The sequence below is a fragment of the Micromonospora sp. ANENR4 genome, from assembly GCF_015354395.1.
GTDB lineage: Bacteria > Actinomycetota > Actinomycetes > Mycobacteriales > Micromonosporaceae > Micromonospora > Micromonospora aurantiaca.
The window spans coordinates 63,637-79,582 of the sequence record NZ_JADKYQ010000001.1 but is presented as its reverse complement, the minus strand read 5'-3'; the positions used below and the strand labels follow the sequence as shown (position 1 = coordinate 79,582).

Annotated in this window: 14 protein-coding genes; 8 read left to right on the top strand and 6 right to left on the bottom strand. The window is 73.0% G+C overall.

Features of this window, described 5'->3' with window-relative positions:
- Positions 1–4: 4 nt before the first annotated feature.
- From IRY44_RS00345 to IRY44_RS00335, 3 genes are read right to left on the bottom strand one after another with little or no spacing between them, the layout of a single operon-like run.
- On the bottom strand, positions 5–352 hold the full coding sequence (locus tag IRY44_RS00345; RefSeq protein WP_194798491.1) for a DUF779 domain-containing protein: 348 nt from the start codon (positions 350–352) through the stop codon (positions 5–7).
- Positions 352–1,857 (bottom strand): aldehyde dehydrogenase, encoded by a 1,506-nt coding sequence (adh, locus tag IRY44_RS00340; protein ID WP_194798490.1) that lies wholly within the window; start codon positions 1,855–1,857, stop codon positions 352–354. The genes IRY44_RS00345 and adh overlap by 1 nt, the downstream gene beginning before the upstream one ends.
- Before the next feature lie 40 nt (positions 1,858–1,897).
- Complete coding sequence (locus IRY44_RS00335; RefSeq protein WP_194798489.1) at positions 1,898–3,178, bottom strand: transcriptional regulator; 1,281 nt, start codon at positions 3,176–3,178, stop codon at positions 1,898–1,900.
- A 237-nt stretch (positions 3,179–3,415) separates the two neighbouring features.
- On the opposite strand from IRY44_RS00335, the gene IRY44_RS00330 reads away from it, so the two are divergent.
- The 6 genes from IRY44_RS00330 to IRY44_RS00305 all read left to right on the top strand — a co-directional run bounded on the left by IRY44_RS00330 (position 3,416) and on the right by IRY44_RS00305 (position 9,842).
- On the top strand, positions 3,416–4,081 hold the full coding sequence (locus tag IRY44_RS00330) for a response regulator transcription factor (protein ID WP_091418650.1): 666 nt from the start codon (positions 3,416–3,418) through the stop codon (positions 4,079–4,081).
- The gene (locus IRY44_RS00325; RefSeq protein ID WP_194798488.1) at positions 4,078–5,130 is read left to right on the top strand and encodes a HAMP domain-containing sensor histidine kinase; all 1,053 of its coding nucleotides are present in this window, start codon (positions 4,078–4,080) and stop codon (positions 5,128–5,130) included. The genes IRY44_RS00330 and IRY44_RS00325 overlap by 4 nt, the downstream gene beginning before the upstream one ends.
- 115 nt (positions 5,131–5,245) lie before the next feature.
- The gene (locus IRY44_RS00320; protein WP_194798487.1) at positions 5,246–7,345 is read left to right on the top strand and encodes a pyridoxal-phosphate dependent enzyme; all 2,100 of its coding nucleotides are present in this window, start codon (positions 5,246–5,248) and stop codon (positions 7,343–7,345) included.
- The gene (locus IRY44_RS00315) at positions 7,342–8,475 is read left to right on the top strand and encodes a D-alanine--D-alanine ligase family protein (protein WP_194798486.1); all 1,134 of its coding nucleotides are present in this window, start codon (positions 7,342–7,344) and stop codon (positions 8,473–8,475) included. The genes IRY44_RS00320 and IRY44_RS00315 overlap by 4 nt, the downstream gene beginning before the upstream one ends.
- Positions 8,472–9,107 (top strand): M15 family metallopeptidase, encoded by a 636-nt coding sequence (locus tag IRY44_RS00310; RefSeq protein WP_194798485.1) that lies wholly within the window; start codon positions 8,472–8,474, stop codon positions 9,105–9,107. The genes IRY44_RS00315 and IRY44_RS00310 overlap by 4 nt, the downstream gene beginning before the upstream one ends.
- A 75-nt stretch (positions 9,108–9,182) precedes the next feature.
- On the top strand, positions 9,183–9,842 hold the full coding sequence (locus tag IRY44_RS00305) for a hypothetical protein (RefSeq protein ID WP_194798484.1): 660 nt from the start codon (positions 9,183–9,185) through the stop codon (positions 9,840–9,842).
- A gap of 67 nt (positions 9,843–9,909) precedes the next feature.
- Here the strand turns inward: IRY44_RS00305 and gabT are convergent, their stop codons facing one another.
- Both gabT and IRY44_RS00295 read right to left on the bottom strand, forming a co-directional pair.
- Positions 9,910–11,181: a 4-aminobutyrate--2-oxoglutarate transaminase gene (gabT, locus tag IRY44_RS00300; protein WP_194798483.1), complete on the bottom strand. Its 1,272-nt coding sequence runs from the start codon at positions 11,179–11,181 to the stop codon at positions 9,910–9,912.
- 5 nt (positions 11,182–11,186) lie between these two features.
- Complete coding sequence (locus IRY44_RS00295; protein WP_194798482.1) at positions 11,187–12,623, bottom strand: gamma-aminobutyraldehyde dehydrogenase; 1,437 nt, start codon at positions 12,621–12,623, stop codon at positions 11,187–11,189.
- 142 nt (positions 12,624–12,765) lie between these two features.
- Here IRY44_RS00295 and IRY44_RS00290 point away from each other — a divergent pair, with 142 nt between their 5' ends.
- The gene (locus tag IRY44_RS00290) at positions 12,766–14,205 is read left to right on the top strand and encodes an aldehyde dehydrogenase family protein (RefSeq protein WP_194798481.1); all 1,440 of its coding nucleotides are present in this window, start codon (positions 12,766–12,768) and stop codon (positions 14,203–14,205) included.
- 12 nt (positions 14,206–14,217) lie between these two features.
- On the opposite strand, the gene IRY44_RS00285 is transcribed toward IRY44_RS00290, so the two are convergent.
- On the bottom strand, positions 14,218–15,453 hold the full coding sequence (locus IRY44_RS00285; protein ID WP_194798480.1) for an SUKH-3 domain-containing protein: 1,236 nt from the start codon (positions 15,451–15,453) through the stop codon (positions 14,218–14,220).
- A gap of 78 nt (positions 15,454–15,531) precedes the next feature.
- Between IRY44_RS00285 and IRY44_RS00280 the strand changes: the two genes are divergently transcribed.
- Positions 15,532–15,945 carry a YbaB/EbfC family nucleoid-associated protein gene (locus IRY44_RS00280; protein WP_194798479.1) on the top strand — a complete coding sequence of 138 codons (414 nt, stop codon included), beginning with the start codon at positions 15,532–15,534 and terminating at the stop codon, positions 15,943–15,945.
- The last annotated feature ends 1 nt before the right edge of the window (position 15,946 follow it).

Here is a 15,946-nt window from a genome sequence, read left to right as displayed (position 1 = left end):
CAGATCAGCGGTTCAGGTGGGACCGGATGAGGAAGCGGACGCCCTCCGGCGCCTCCAGGGAGAAGCCGCTGCCCCGGCCGGGCACCACGTCGACAGTGAGCCGGGTGTGCCGCCACAGCTCCCACTGGGCCTTCGACATCCAGAACTCCACCGGCTCGGGCACGCCGTCGACAGCCAGCGAGGCGAGCAGCACGTCCGAGCCGCCGGTGCGGAACTCACCGGCCGGGTAGCACATCGGGGCGCTGCCGTCGCAGCAGCCGCCGGACTGGTGGAACATCAGCGGGCCGTGCTGCCCCCGCAGCGACCGGATCAGGTCGGCCGCCGCGGAGGTCACTGTCACGGTGTCACCCATCAGAAGAAGCCCAGCTTCTTCGGCGAGTAGCTGACCAGGAGGTTCTTGGTCTGCTGGTAGTGCTCCAGCATCATCTTGTGGTTCTCCCGGCCGATGCCGGACTGCTTGTAGCCGCCGAACGCCGCGTGCGCCGGGTAGGCGTGGTAGCAGTTCGTCCACACCCGGCCGGCCTGGATCGCCCGCCCGGCCCGGTACGCGGTGTTCAGGTCCCGGGTCCACACGCCCGCGCCGAGCCCGTACAGCGTGTCGTTGGCGATCTTCACGGCGTCGTCCAGGTCGGCGAAGGAGGTCACCGACACGACCGGGCCGAAGATCTCCTCCTGGAAGATCCGCATCGAGTTGTCGCCCTCGAAGATGGTCGGCTGGACGTAGTAGCCGCCGGAGAGTTCGCCGCCGAGGTCCGACCGCTCACCGCCGGTGAGGACGCGAGCGCCCTCCTGCCGGCCGATGTCCAGGTAGGACAAGATCTTCTCGAGCTGGTCGTTGGAGGCCTGCGCGCCGACCATCGTGTCGGTGTCCAGCGGGTGCCCCTGCTTGACCGCCTTCGTCCGCTCGACGGCGGCGGCGAGGAAGTCCGAGTAGTGGCCCTGCTGGATGAGCGCCCGGGACGGGCAGGTGCACACCTCGCCCTGATTGAGCGCGAACATGGTGAAGCCTTCCAGGGCCTTGTCCAGGAAGTCGTCGGAGGCGGCGCTGACGTCGTCGAAGAAGATGTTCGGGCTCTTGCCGCCCAGCTCCAGCGTGACCGGCTTGATGTTCTCGCTGGCGTACTGCATGATCAGCCGCCCGGTGGTGGTCTCGCCGGTGAACGCCACCTTCGCCACCCGCGGCGAGGAGGCCAGCGGCTTGCCCGCCTCGACGCCGAAGCCGTTCACCACGTTGATCACGCCGGGCGGCAGCAGGTCGCCGATCAGCGAGAGCAGGTAGTGGATCGACGCGGGCGTCTGCTCGGCCGGCTTGAGCACCACCGCGTTGCCGGCGGCGAGCGCCGGGGCGAGCTTCCACACCGCCATGAGGATCGGGAAGTTCCACGGGATTATCTGCCCGACCACACCGAGCGGCTCGTGGAAGTGGTAGGCGACCGTGTCGTCGTCGAGTTCGCCGAGCGAGCCCTCCTGCGCCCGGATCGCCCCGGCGAAGTAGCGGAAGTGGTCGATCGCGAGCGGGATGTCGGCGGCGAGCGTCTCGCGTACCGGCTTGCCGTTCTCCCACGTCTCGGCGATCGCCAGGGACTCCAGGTTGTCCTGCATCCGGTCGGCGATCCGGTTGAGGATCAGCGAGCGTTCGGCGACCGAGGTGCGGCCCCACGCGTCGGCCGCGCCGTGCGCCGCGTCGAGCGCCTTCTCCACGTCCTCGGCGGTGCCCCGGGCCACCTCGCAGAAGGTCTGCCCGGTCACCGGGGTCGGGTTCTCGAAGTACTTCCCACCGTGCGGCTTCACGTACTCGCCGCCGATGTAGTGGTCGTAACGGGACTGCCAGTGGGTGGGGGCGTCGTAGCGCGTCATGGGTACCTCCGCCGTCCGTCTGGGGTGGATGGCGGGCAGGCTAGTTTCCGGGACGTTGCAGGAACGTTGCGCGCGGCAGCGCGTACTCCTCGGCGAGCTGACGGGCCCGCGCGAGCGCGAGCGGCCGGCGGGGCGCGCCCGGCGGCAACGCCCGGGCCAGGGCCTGCCACGCGGCCAGGTCGTCGGCCCCGGCCGCCGTCGCGGTCCAGGCCGCGAGCAGCCCCGGGTCGGCGCCGGCCAGCACGGCGGCGCGCAACTGGCCGTCGACCAGGCGGCGCAGCCGCGCCACTCCCGGCGCGTCCGACAGGGGCAGCAGGGGCCCGGGGTACGCGCGCAGCGCCGCCGCCGGATCGCCACGTTCCAGCAGTTCGGTGACGGTACGGAAATCGGCGCGCACGGCCGGCCGCAGCCGGTACGGGCGGGAGTCGAGCAGTTCGTCGCCGAGCACGCGGCGCAGCCGGGACAGTTCGGCGCGCAGTGTGACGGGGTGCCGCCGGTCGTCGCCGTAGAGGTCGAGGCCGAGCTGTTCCCCGGTGCGGCCCTCGGGATGGTCGACGAGTAGTACCAGCAGTTCGCTGTGCCGCCGGCCGAGCCGGATGCGCCGGCCGCCGACGCGCAGCTCCGCCTCGTCCCGGCCGAGCGCCGACACGTACGCCACGTCCGGCGCGGCGGGCGCGGCGCCGGCCAGGAACGCCTCGGCGGCCCGGGCGGTGGCCCGCACCAGGGCGAGGCTCTGCGGGTTGGCCAGGTGGTCCCCGCCGGTGATGTCGACGGCGCCGAGCAGCGCGCCGCTGGCGGGGTCGTGGATCGGCGCGGCGGCGCAGGTCCAGCGCTGCACCGGCCGGACGAAGTGCTCGGTGGCGAAGATCTGCACGCCGTGGTCGACGGCGAGGGCGGTGCCGGGAGCGTTCGTGCCGGCGTGCGCCTCGTCCCAGCGGGCGCCCGGTACGAAGTTCATCCGCTCGGCGTGCCGCAGCACCCCGGGGTGGCCCTCCACCCAGAGCAGCCGCCCGGCGGCGTCGCAGACCGCCATCAGGTGCGCGCCGTCCTGCGCGATGCCGCCGAGCAGGTCGCGGAAGAGCGGCATCACCCGGGCGAGCGGGTGCGCGGCGCGGTAGCTCTTCAGCGCGTCGTCGGCGAGGTCGACCGGCGCGGTGGTCTCCGGGTCGAGCAGCGCGGACCGCTCCCAGGAGCGGGCGACCACCTCTCGGACACCGCCTGTGGTCCCCGCGGTGAGGAACGCCTCGTGGGCGGCACCGATCTGCGCGATCCGCTCCACCGGATCCGCGCCGAACTCCAGGGCGAGCCACGGGTCAGCCACCAGCGCCTCCTTCCACCCATCGTGACCCACCTCACCCCGGAGCGCCAATGCGTGATCCGGGTCACTTGAGCGGTGCTCGCGTCGGCTGCGGACCGGACGAACGGCCCAGACGGCCCTGTGGCGGTTGTCGCAGCACGGCCCGCGTGGAGGATGGCTGCTGCGGACGCTTACGGAACCCTTAACTCCGGCCTGCGAAGGTGTGCCGGACGACGAGGGAAGACACGGGGGAGCGCAACGGTGCGGGTGCTGGTGGCGGACGACGAGCGGCTCTTGGCGGACACGGTCGCCGAGGGGTTGCGACGGTTCTCCATGGCTGTCGACGTCTGCTACGACGGGGACGGCGCGCTGGAACGGATCGGGGTGAACCGGTACGACGTGGCGGTGCTGGACCGGGACATGCCCGGCGCCACCGGCGACGAGGTGTGCCGGAGCCTGGCCGGGTCCGACGCCGGCACCCGTGTGCTGCTGCTCACCGCCGCCGCCGGCATCCGCGACCGGGTCGCCGGCCTCGGGCTGGGCGCCGACGACTACCTGACCAAGCCGTTCGCGTTCGCCGAGCTGGTGGCGCGGGTGCAGGCGCTGGGCCGCCGGTCCACCCCGGCGCTGCCGCCGGTGCTGGAACGGCACGGCGTGGTGCTCGACGTGGCCCGGCACACCGCGACCCGGGACGGCAGCCCGCTCGGGCTGAGCCCGAAGGAGTTCGCCGTCCTGCACGTGCTGATGCGGGCCGGCGGCCGGGTGGTCAGCGCCGAGGAGCTGCTGGAACAGGCGTGGGACGAGTTCGCCGACCCGTTCACCAACGCGGTCCGGGTGACGGTGATGACCCTGCGCAAGAAGCTCGGCCAGCCGTCGGTCATCCACACCGTGCCGAAGGCCGGCTACCGGATCGGCGAGCCGGAATGAGCCCCCGTCGCCGCATCCTGCTGGTCGGGGTGCTCGCCCTGCTGGCCGGGTTCTTCGTGCCCAACATGGTCAAGTCGCTGCTCGAACTGGTGTGGGGGCAGGCCCAGTGGTTCTGCGGCCTGGCCACAATCGGCGCGGTGTGCGAACCGGGCCGCCCGTTCGTCCCGCTGTTGCCGCTGCTGGTCCAACTGCTGGTGCTGGTGGCCGCCGGATTCGCGGTGTGGGGCGCGGCCCGCTGGTGCCTGCGCCCGGTGCGCGACCTGGCCGCCCCGATGGCGAACCTGGGCCCGCAGAACCTCGGTTACCGCATCCGGCATCGCGGCCGGGACGAGCTGGCCGGGCTCGCCCGCGCGATCGACGCGATGCTGGACCGCGTCACCGCCGGATACGAGGGGCAGCGGCGGTTCGCCGCGAACGCCTCGCACGAACTCCGTACGCCGCTCGCGGTGCAACGCACCCTGATCGAGGTCGGCATGGCCCAGTCGCTGACCGGCGAGCAACTGGACCTGCTGACCGCCCAACTGCTCGCCACGAACGAACGCAACGAGCGGCTGATCGAAGGGCTGCTCGCGCTCAGCGAGAGCGACCAGGGCCTACGGTCCTCCACCCCGCAACGCCTCGAACAGATCGTCAGCGGCGTGCTGGCCGCGTACGCCGACCGGGCCGCCGAGGCGGGCGTGACGGTGGAGTCCCGGCTGTCGCCCCGGATCGTGACCGGTGAGCGGGTGCTGCTGGAACGCCTTGTCACGAACCTGGTGGAGAACGGCATCAAGTACAACCGCGAGGGCGGCCGGCTCGTCGTCACTGTCGGCGGCGATCCCGCGCTGACGGTCACCAACAGCGGCCAGAACGTCCCCACCGAGGCGGTCGACGGGCTGTTCGAGCCGTTCCGGCGCCTCGCCCGGGACCGGACCAACCAGGGCGGCGGCGCCGGGCTCGGCCTGGCCATCGCCCGCTCCATCACCCAGGCGCACGGCGGCATCATCGCCGCCCGCTCGGGTGAGGACGGCGGCCTGCGGGTCGACGTCCACCTGCCCCCCGTGGGCTGACCACCACACACACGACTCCGGGAGCCGCCGTCGCGGCGTCCCGCGATGACACCTGCCCGAGGACGGGACCGGCGGCGCCGCCTCCCATCCGCAGACGGCCGGAGAGGAGACCGCAGTGCCGACAGGTACCGAGGGGAACGCGCCGCCCGGCGGTCGGGTGGCCTGGGCCGACGTGGCGAAGGGCGCCTGCATCGTGCTCGTGGTGCTGTGGCACGTCGTCGTCAAGGACTACCTGCGTGTCGACTGGCGGGTCGGCCTGCCGGTGCCGGGTGCGTGGGGGCTGCTCGGCGAGCAGTTGCTGCCGCTACGGATGCCGTTGTTCTTCGCGATCTCCGGCATCTTCGCGGCGAACGCGGTGGCCCGCCCGTGGCGGGTGGCCGGGCGGCCCCGGATCGCCCGGAACCTCTACCTGTACGCGATCTGGCTGCTGATCCACACCGCGCTGCTGGCGCCGGCGCCCGGATTCCCGACCGACCGGGCCACCGACAGCGGTGAACTGCTGGCCCAGCTCACCGTGACGCCCTCGAACCTGTGGTACCTGTACGCGCTGGCGCTCTACTTCGTGATCGCGAAGGCACTGCGCCGGGTCCATCCGGCGGTGCTGCTGACCGCTGCGGGCGCGCTGTCCGCGATGGCCGCCACCGGGCTGCTGGACAGCCCCGGCAACCGGGGGCAGGTCTACCAGAACCTGGTGTTCTTCCTGGCCGGGGTGCACCTGCGGCCGTACCTGACGCGGTGGGCGGACGGCGCGAGCACCCGGCGGCTCGCCGGTACCGGCGCGGCGTACGCGGTCGCGCTGGCCGTCATGGCGTTCGCCGGTGCGCAGAGGTGGCCCGGCGTGTACCTGCTCGTCTCCGTGCTCGCGGTGGCGTTCGGGCTGACCGCCGCCGCCCGGCTGGCCCGGTACCGCCTGGCCGGTCCGGCACTGGCCCGGCTGGGCCGCCGCACCCTCCCCGTCTACGTGATCCACATGCCGGTGCTGGCGCTGCTGGACCGGCTCCTCGCCACACCCGTGGCCGGCCTGCCCGGGCCGGCCCGGGCGCTGCTCGTGACCGTCTACCCGGTCCTGCTCACCGCGCTCGTACTGGCACTGAGCCTCGCCGCGCACCGCGGCCTCACCGCGCTCGGCGCGCGCCGGCTGTTCGACCTGCCGCGCCGCCGCGTCCACTCGAATCCCGAAGGAGAGACCATGCCCCGAACCGACGCGCCGGTGCTGCCGGACCGCACACGTGTCGAGGAGGCCGCCCGCGCGCTGTCCGGCCGGGTGGTGCGTACCCCGGTGCTGCACAGCCCGGCGATCGACCGCCTGGCCGGCACCCGCGTCCTGCTCAAGGCGGAGAACCTCCAGGACGGCGGCTCGTACAAGATGCGCGGCGCGATGCTGGCGGTGGGCCGGCTCGCCGCCGCCGGGCACACCGGTGTGGTCGCGCAGAGCACCGGCAACCACGCGGTAGCGGTCGCGCTCGCCGCCCGCCGGCACGGTGTCGCCGCCACTGTCGTGCTGCCGGTGGACGCCGCGCCGGTCAAGGTGGACCGGGCACGGGCGGCCGGGGCACGGGTGGTGCGGGCCGGCACCACTGTGGAGGAGCGTCTGGCCGTCGCCCGGCGGATCGCCGAGGTGGACGGCCATCCGCTCGTCGACGCGTACGACCACCCGGACGTGGTGGCCGGGCAGGGCAGCGCGAGCCTGGAACTGATCGAGGAGGCGGCGCGGCGCGGCACTCCGCTGGACGCGCTCGTGGTGCCGGTGGGCGGGGGTGGCGGCATCGCCGGGGCCTGCCTGGCCGCGGCCGGAACGCCGATCCAGGTGTACGGCGTGGAGCCGGTCGGGTGCGACTCGCTCGCGCGCAGCCTGGCCGCCGGACGGCCCACACCCGTCGCCCCGGCGCCGAGCCTGGCCGACGGACTCCGTCCCGGCTGCGTCGGTGACCTGCCGTTCGCGGTGGCCCGGACCGCGGTGCGGGGGGTGGTCCTTGTCGACGACGACGCGATCGCCGAGGCGTTCCGGCTGCTCCTGCTGGACCTGAAGGTGCTCGTCGAGCCGTCCGGCGCGGCCGCGCTGGCCGGCGCGTTGCGGCTGGGCGAGATGGCGCCCCGGCCGTCGGACGGCGGGCGGCGACTGACGGTCGGCGTGGTGCTGACCGGCGGAAACGTGGAAGCGGAAGTGGTGGCCCGGCTGGCGGGCGCCCGGATGACTGTGGGAGTTGCGGCATGAGGTCGACAGTGCGGATCGGTGTCCTGTTCGGAGGCCCGTCGGCGGAACACGAGGTCTCCTGCGCCTCGGCGCTCGGCGTGGCCCGCGCCCTGGCGCAGCAGGGGCACCGGGTGGTGGCGCTCGGTATCACCCGTACCGGCGGGATCCGGCTGCTGCCCGAGCCGGTGCTCGCGCAGCACCTCGGCACCGTGGCGGCCGGCCGGGCGATCGACGACCGGCTGCCGGTCACCGGCGAGGCGGTGGAGCTGCGGCGCGGGGCAGCCGCCGGCACCGTCGCGGTCGGCGCGGCCGACGCCCCGGCCACTGTGCACGCCGAGCTGGACGTGGTGTTCCCGGTGCTGCACGGCCCGTACGGCGAGGACGGCGTCGTGCAGGGGCTGCTGGAGTCGCTGGGCGTGCCGTACGTCGGGTGCGGCATCCTCGCCTCCGCAGTCGGCATGGACAAGGTGGCGATGAAGCGGGCGCTGCGGGCCGAGGACGTGCCGACCACGCCGTACGTCTGGTTCGACGAGCCGACCTGGCGGGCTGCGGCGGACCCGGAGAAGCTGGTGGTCGGGCTGCGCGGGCCGCTGTTCGTCAAGCCGGCCCGGATGGGCTCCTCGATCGGCATCTCCCGGGTCGCCGACGGCGACGACCTGGTCGCGGCCGTGGAGGAGGCGTTCCGGCACGACCACGTGGTGCTCGTCGAGCAGGGCGTGACCGGCCGGGAACTGGAGTGCGGCGTGCTCGGCGGCTGGCAGCCGGAGGCGTCGGCGGTCGGCGAGGTCCGAGTCGCGGGTGGCTGGTTCGACTACCGGCAGAAGTACTTCGGCGACGCCGACCCGATGATCGTCCCGGCGCTGCTACCCGGCGAGGTCACCGAGCGGATCCGCGAGCTGTCGGTGCGGGCGTTCACCGCGATCGGCGGCTGGGGCCTGGCCCGGGTCGACTTCCTCTACGACGAGGCCACCGGCGACCTGCTCGTCAACGAGCTGAACACGCTGCCCGGCTTCACCGCGCACTCGATGTACCCGAAGGTGTGGGCCGAGTCCGGTGTCGCGTACCCCGAGGTGGTGGACCGGCTCGTCGCGCTCGCCTTCACCCGGCACGCGGCCCGGCCGTCGCGCGAACACCCCGGGGGTACGCCGTGATCCTGCTCTCCGACCCCCGGGTCGCCGCGGTGTCCAGCCGGGACGACGGCGAGCCCCTGGTGGACCTGCGCGACGTGCCCGGGCTGCGGGTGGACGGGCGGGCCGCCGACCCCGCCGGGGCGTACGCCCGGGTGCGGCGCGGGGTCGCGGACCGGTTGCTGGCCGCGCAGCGCGCGCTGCCGGCCGGGCTGTGCCTGCTCGTGGTCGAGGGGTACCGGCCGTACCGGGCGCAGCTGGACATCTTCACCGGCTACCGGGACGAACTGCGCCGGCGTCACCCGGACTGGCCGGCGGACCGGCTGCACCGGGAGACCACCAAGTTCGTCTCGCCGGTCGCTGTGGCCCCGCACAGCACCGGCGGAGCAGTAGACCTCACCCTGTGTGACGCCGACGGGGTGGAGCTGGACATGGGCACCGCGCTCGACGCCACCCCGGAGGAGAGCGCCGACGCCTGCTTCACCGCCGCACGGCACATCCCGGTCAGCGCGTGGCGCAACCGGAACCTGCTGGTGGCGGCGCTGAGTGGCGCGGGACTGGTGAACTACCCGACGGAGTGGTGGCACTGGTCCTACGGCGACAGGTACTGGGCATTGATGACCGGAGCGCCACATACCCGTTACGGTCCGTTGTAGTCAACGTATTCGGGTGAACGGTCCGGCCCTCCCGTCCGTACCACGCGTCGAACGACAGCGACGACGGGAGAGAACGTGAGGGTGCAGCGCAAGCACGTGCTGGCGGCGACTGTGGCGGTGACCGCCACGGTGGCGGTCTCGGTGGGCACCGGACTCGGTTTCGCGGACACCGCGCCGGCCGCGCGATCGGTCTGCGCCGGGTCGGTGACCTTCTCGGCCGAGGGCGGGCCGCCGGCCGCGACCAGCGACAGGTTCCCAATGGGCACCCGGCTGCGGGTGACGAACTTGGACAACCGCAAGGTGGCCACGGTGACGGTGACCGGGCCGTCCGGGAGCTGCGTGCTGCTGAACGCCGCTGCTATGGACCTGGTACGCGAGCCGGGCAAGAACGTCATCCGCCGCAACGTGGTGGAACGCCTCGACGGCGGCGGCGCCCCGGCACCGGGTGCGCAACCGGGTGAGACCCGCCCGGGCGCGGCGCAGCCGATCGGCGGCAGCGTCTGCTCCGGTGCGCTCACGTTCTTCGCCGAGGGCGGGGCACCCGCCGCCACCAGCGGCCAGTTCCCGCTCGGCACCCGGCTGCGGGTGACGAACCTGGACAACAACAAGGCGGTGACAGTGACCGTCACCGGGCCGTCGGGCAGTTGCGTGCTGCTGAACACGGCGGCCATGGACGCCATCCGGGAACCCGGCAAGAACCTGGTCCGGCGCAACACCGTCGAGCTGATCCGCTGAGTTCCCGGATGGAACACCATGAGCCGGTCCTGGGGGAGATCGGGCTCATGGTGTTCCACGTCCGGGGTCAGCCGAAGGCGGCCGCCAGAATGTCCAGTCCCCGGCTCAGCTCGTCGTCGGAGATGACCAGCGGAGGCAGGAACCGCAGCACGTTGCTGTAGGTGCCGCAGGTCAGCGTGAGCAGCCCGGCCGCGTGGCAGGCGGCCGAGATCGCCGCCGTGGCGGCCGGATCAGGGGTCAGCGTGCCCGGCTGGACGATCTCCACGGCGAGCATCGCGCCGCGGCCGCGTACCTCTGCCACGCGCGGGTCACCGGCGGCGATCGCGCGCAGCCGCTCACCCATCACGGCGCCGATCCGGCGCGCGGCGGCGGCCAGGTCCAGCTCCCGCATCGTCTCGATCGACGCGAGCGCGGCGGCGCAGGCGATCGGGTTGCCGCCGTACGTGCCGCCGAGACCGCCGACGTGCACCGTGTCCATCAGCTCCGCCCGGCCGGTCACCGCCGCCAGCGGCAGGCCGCCCGCGATGCCCTTGGCCAGCGTGACCAGGTCCGGCTCGACGCCCTCGTGCTCGCAGGCGAACCAGTCGCCGGTGCGGCAGAAACCGGTCTGGATCTCGTCGGCGACGAACACCACCCCGGCCGCCGTCGCCCACTCGCGCAACGCCGGCAGGAAACCCTCAGCGGGTACGACGAAGCCGCCCTCGCCCTGGATCGGCTCGATCAGCAGCGCGGCCACGTTCTCCGCGCCCACCTGCTTCTCGATCATCTCGATCGACCGGGCCGCAGCGGTGGCGCCGTCGAGCCCGCCGTCGCGCAGCGGGTACGACATCGGCACCCGGTAGACCTCACCGGCGAACGGCCCGAACCGGTGCTTGTACGGCATGTTCTTCGCGGTCAGCGCCATGGTCAGGTTGGTCCGGCCGTGGTACGCGTGGTCGAACACCACCACCGCCGGTCGCCCGGTGGCGTGCCGGGCGATCTTCACCGCGTTCTCCACCGCCTCGGCGCCGGAGTTGAACAACGCCGAGCGCTTCTCGAAGCCGCCCGGGGTGAGCGCGTTGAGCTGCTCGCAGACCGCCACGTACGACTCGTACGGCGCGACCATGAAGCAGGTGTGGGTGAACCGCTCGACCTGCGCGCGCACCGCCTCGACCACCCGCGGGGCGGAGTTGCCCACGTTGGTGACGGCGATGCCGGCGGCGAAGTCGATCCACTCCCGCCCGTCCACGTCGGTGATCGTGCCGCCGCCCGCCCGGTCCACGTACGCGGGAATGGTGCTGCCCACGCCCCGCGCCACCGCCTCGACCCGGCGCTTGTGCAGCTCATCGCTGGTTGCCATCGCGATCAGCCCTCGATGTTGTGCATGACGTGCTTGACCCGGGTGTAGTCCTCCAGGCTGTAGACCGACAGGTCCTTGCCGTGGCCGGAGTGCTTGAAGCCGCCGTGCGGCATTTCCGAGACGAACGGGATGTGCGTGTTCACCCAGACGCAGCCGAAGTCCAGCCGCCGCGTCATCCGCATGGCCCGGCCGTGGTCGCGCGTCCACACCGAGGCGGACAGGCCGTAGTCCACGCCGTTCGCCCAGCGCACCGCCTCGTCCTCGTCGGAGAAGCGCTGCACGGTGATGACCGGCCCGAACACCTCGTCCTGGATGATCTCGTCGGTCTGGCGTACGCCGGAGACCACTGTCGGGGCGTAGAAGAAGCCGCGCTCACCGACCCGTGATCCGCCGGTGGTGACGTTCGCGTGGTCCGGCAGCCGGTCCACGAAGCCGCTCACCCGGGCGAGCTGGTTGGCGTTGTTCAGCGGACCGTAGAGCACGTCGGCGTCGTCGGGCGCCCCGGTGCGGGTGTTGCGGGCCTGCTCGGTCAGCGCGGCCACGAAGTCCTCGTGGATGCCCGGCCCGGTGAGCACGCGGGTCGCCGCCGTGCAGTCCTGACCGGCGTTGAAGTAGCCGCCCATCGCGATCGCCTCGGCCGCCGCCGCCACGTCCGCGTCGTCGAAGATCACCACCGGGGCCTTGCCGCCCAGCTCCAGGTGCGTCCGCTTCAGGTCCGGCGCCGCCGCGGCGGCGACCTCCATGCCCGCGCGGGTCGAGCCGGTGATCGACACGAGCTGCGGGGTCGGGTGGGACACCAGGGTACGGCCGGTGTCGCGGTCGCCGCAGACCACGTTGAACACGCCCGGGGGCAGGTGCTCGGCGGCGATCTCGGCCAGCAGCAGCGTCGACACCGGCGTGGTGTCCGACGGCTTCAGCACCACCGCGTTACCGGCCGCCAGCGCCGGGGCGATCTTCCAGACCGCCATCATCAGCGGGTAGTTCCAGGGCGTCACCTGGGCGCAGACGCCGATCGGCTCGCGCCGCACGTACGAGGTGTGCCCGGCCATGTACTCACCGGCCGAGCGCCCCTCCAGCAGGCGGGCCGCCCCGGCGAAGAAGCGCAGCTCGTCCACCGCGGGCGGCAGCTCCTCGTCGGCGGTGAGCTGCCGGGGCTTGCCGGTGTTGCGGACCTCCGCGTCGACCAGCTCCGCGGCCCGCGACTCCACCGCGTCGGCGAACTTCAGCAGCGCCCGCTGCCGCTCGGCCGGCGTGGCGTCCCGCCAGGTCTCGAACGCGGCGGAGGCGGCCTTCATCGCCGCGTCCACGTCCGCCGCGCCGGAGACCGGGGCCTGGGCGAAGACCTCGCCGGTGCACGGGTCGATCAGGTCGGCGTAGCCGCCGTCCACCGGGTCGACGTACTCGCCGTTGACGAAGTTGCGCAGCTGCTGCTGGTCGCTCATCAGAAGTCTCCGAGAAGGTGGCCGGGAGGAGGGTCAGCGGAGGTTATCGCAATCTGACTGCCATCTTGGCTACTAAATCCGAGGCAGACAAGGGTTTGAGCAACTGTTTCCGCGTGGGCACCTGTGGTCTAGGCTGCCGGTCGTGGAGCCGAGAGCCTTCTACGTCGCCGGTCGCCCCGTCCACGGCGAGGACGAGCTGACAGTCACCCACCCGTACGACGGACAGCCGGTGGGGCGTACCACGCTCGCCACGGCCGACCAGGTCGAAGCCGCAGTCGCGGGCGCCGCCCGAGTGGCCGCGGAGGCCGCGGCCCTGCCCGCGCACGCCCGCGCGGCCGCCCTGGACCACGTCTCCCGCCGGCTCGCCGAGCGGTCCGACGAGGTCGCCGCGCTGATCACCGCCGAGAACGGCAAGCCGGTCAAATGGGCGAAGGCCGAGGTCGGGCGTGCGGTCTCCACGTTCCGCTGGGCCGCCGAGGAGGCCCGCCGCTTCTCCGGGGAGCTGCAACGACTCGACACCGACCCGGCCGCCACCGGGCGGATCGCCCTGGTCCGGCGCGTGCCGCGCGGCCCGGTGCTCGGCATCACCCCGTTCAACTTCCCGCTCAACCTGGTCGCCCACAAGGTCGCCCCGGCGCTCGCCGTCGGCACCCCGATCGTGGTCAAGCCCGCCCCGGCGACACCGCTCACCGCGCTGCTGCTCGGCGAGATCCTGGCCGAGACCGACCTGCCCGAGGGCATGTTCTCGGTGCTGCCGCTGCCGAACGAGCGCGCCGCCGAACTGGTCACCGACCCGCGGCTGCCGGTGGTGTCGTTCACCGGTTCCGGCCCGGTCGGCGCGGCCATCCGGCGGGCCGCGCCGGACAAGCACGTCACGCTGGAACTCGGTGGCAACGCCGCGGCGGTCATCTGCGAAGACTGGGCGGCGGACGAGGACCTGACCTTCGCCGCGCACCGCATCGCCACGTTCTCCAACTACCAGGCCGGGCAGTCGTGCATCGCGGTGCAGCGGGTCTACGTGCACGAATGGCTCTACGACGGCTTCCTGCCCCGGCTCGTCGCGGCGGTGCAGGCGCTGCGCACCGGCGACCCGCGATCCGAGCTGACCGACGTCGGCCCGCTCGTGTCGGTCGAGGCGGCGCAGCGCGTCGAGACCTGGGTGGACGAGGCGGTCGCCGCCGGTGCGGTCATCGAGACCGGTGGTCGGCGCGAGGGCGCCACCTACCCGCCCACAGTGCTCAGCGGCGTGCCGGCCGACGCGAAGGTGTGCGCCGAAGAGGTGTTCGGACCGGTGCTGGTGGTCGCCCCGGTCGCGAACGACCGGGCCGCGTTCGCCGCCGTCAACGACTCCGCGTACGGGCTCCAGGCCGGCGTCTTCACCCACCGGCTCGACGTGGCGTTCGACGCGGCCCGCACGCTCGAGGTCGGCGGCGTGATCGTCGGGGACGTGCCGTCGTACCGGGCCGACCAGATGCCGTACGGCGGGATGAAGGGCTCCGGCGTCGGGCGGGAGGGGCTGCGCAGCGCGATGGACGACTACACCGAGCCGCGCGTCACGGTGCTGACCGGCGTGGCCCTCTGATCGCCCGCCCGCTCACCAGGTGCCGTCGTCGCGGACCCGGGCGGGGGCGCGGCCGAGCAGCAGGGTGGTGAGAGCGGCGTCGATGTCGGCGCCGAGGAACCACTCGCCGGCCTGGTCGAGGGCGAAGACGCGGCCGTGCTCGTCGACCGCGAGGATGCTCTCCTGACGTTCGCTGCCGAGCGGGAAGAGACGGGCGCCGATGAGCGCGCCGAAGTCGGCGAGAGAGTCGGCGGTGTGCGCCACCTTCCGCGGTCGCACCTCGAAGCGCGAGATCCAGACCGCTTCACCGGGGCCCTGGCGTGCGGTGACCAGCCCGGGAAAGGCGGTCAGCGTCGCCAGCGCAGCCGGGAAGGTGGCGTGGGTGTGCTGCGCGCCTCGGACCTCGCTGACCTTGCGGACCGAGGTGGCGGCGGACACCTCGTCGCCGAAGTGCGGCCGCCAGCCGGCGATCACGAGCGCGTTTGCCACCTCGGCGGGAAACCGATCGGGCTCCGGAGGCGTCTGGGGCTCGGACTGCCACTCCTCGGCGAGGGCCAGCTCCGGCCAGGGCAGCACGTTGACGTGCACGAGGAACCTGATACACGACTCGCAGCGCAACTCGGCCGGGCCGCCCGCGGGATCCCCGGGTTCGCGGACGCGGAAACTCTCGATCCGGCTGGTGCCGAGCAGGTCGCGGGCATCCTCGATGGACAAAGGGGGTAGGCCCTCGGTGGCGCGACGGTGGTCGTGCTCGTACAGCGCGTCGGAGACGACGATCATCTCGGCGTGCCGCTCCCCACCGCGCACCAGATGCCCTGCGGGTAGGTCGTCCAGGTAGGACTGGACGAGCGGATGGTGGCGTACCTCGACGTCGCCCTTCGCGCCCTGCGCGACGTGTTGCCGGCCGTCGAGCGTGAGGTGCGCCGCCGCGCCGGGCGTGGGCAGGCGGGTCAGCTCACGCAGCAGTTGGGCGGCCGGATCGACGGTACGCGGCGGGCGCGGTTCGGCCGGACGTCGCTGCCGGTACATCCGCTCGACCGCCGTGGCCGGCACCCGCGGCCACGTGGACACCTCGCCGGTCTCCTTGTCGATCACGGTGGTCGGCAGGTCGCCGGGGAGCGCCCGCGCCTCGGTGGACACGACGGAGCTCACCACGTAGCCCAGGTCGAACTCCTCGACCTCCGGCGTGCAGGGAAAACCGAGGCGGTCGGAGTCCCGCCGGGCCCACACCGAGGCGATCTGCTCGGCCTGCTGTCGCTCGATCACCACCTGAAATTACCGGACCCCACGGATTTCGTGGCACCCGGTATGGTCGGCCCTACCCACGGTGACGGAAGGGGAGCGACGGTGGCCGAGAGTGCGGACCGGGATGCGAACCGTGCACTACGAGCGCGATTCGACGAGGTGTACGGCCAATACCAGCGCTTGCGGTCCGGTCTGGACGAACTCCAGACCAAGCTGGCCGGCCTGCGGGTCACCGAACGTTCTGACGACGGTCAGGTGACCGCGATCGTCGGCGCGCGAGGCGAGCTGATCAGCGTCGAGGTGAGCCCGGCGGCGTTCCACGACCGGGACGCCCGGGCGCTGAGCCGGAAGATCACCGAAACCGTGCTGCGCGCCTCCACCGCGGCGACCACCGCCACCCGTGAACTTGTGGCCGGCTACCTGCCGCCGGGCTCGCCGTCGGTCGAGTTCCTGCGTACCCATGACTTCGGCGCGCTGCTCGGCCGGGCCGACTCCGTGCTGGCCCGCGGCGAGTGAG

Bases quoted from the DNA above. Each gene is read 5' to 3' on its own strand.
- IRY44_RS00345 (WP_194798491.1), bottom strand. From the start codon at position 352: ATGGGTGACACCGTGACAGTGACCTCCGCGGCGGCCGACCTGATCCGG.
- adh (WP_194798490.1), bottom strand. From the start codon at position 1,857: ATGACGCGCTACGACGCCCCCACCCACTGGCAGTCCCGTTACGACCAC.
- IRY44_RS00325 (WP_194798488.1), top strand. From the start codon at position 4,078: ATGAGCCCCCGTCGCCGCATCCTGCTGGTCGGGGTGCTCGCCCTGCTG.
- IRY44_RS00315 (WP_194798486.1), top strand. From the start codon at position 7,342: ATGAGGTCGACAGTGCGGATCGGTGTCCTGTTCGGAGGCCCGTCGGCG.
- gabT (WP_194798483.1), bottom strand. From the start codon at position 11,181: ATGGCAACCAGCGATGAGCTGCACAAGCGCCGGGTCGAGGCGGTGGCG.
- IRY44_RS00295 (WP_194798482.1), bottom strand. From the start codon at position 12,623: ATGAGCGACCAGCAGCAGCTGCGCAACTTCGTCAACGGCGAGTACGTC.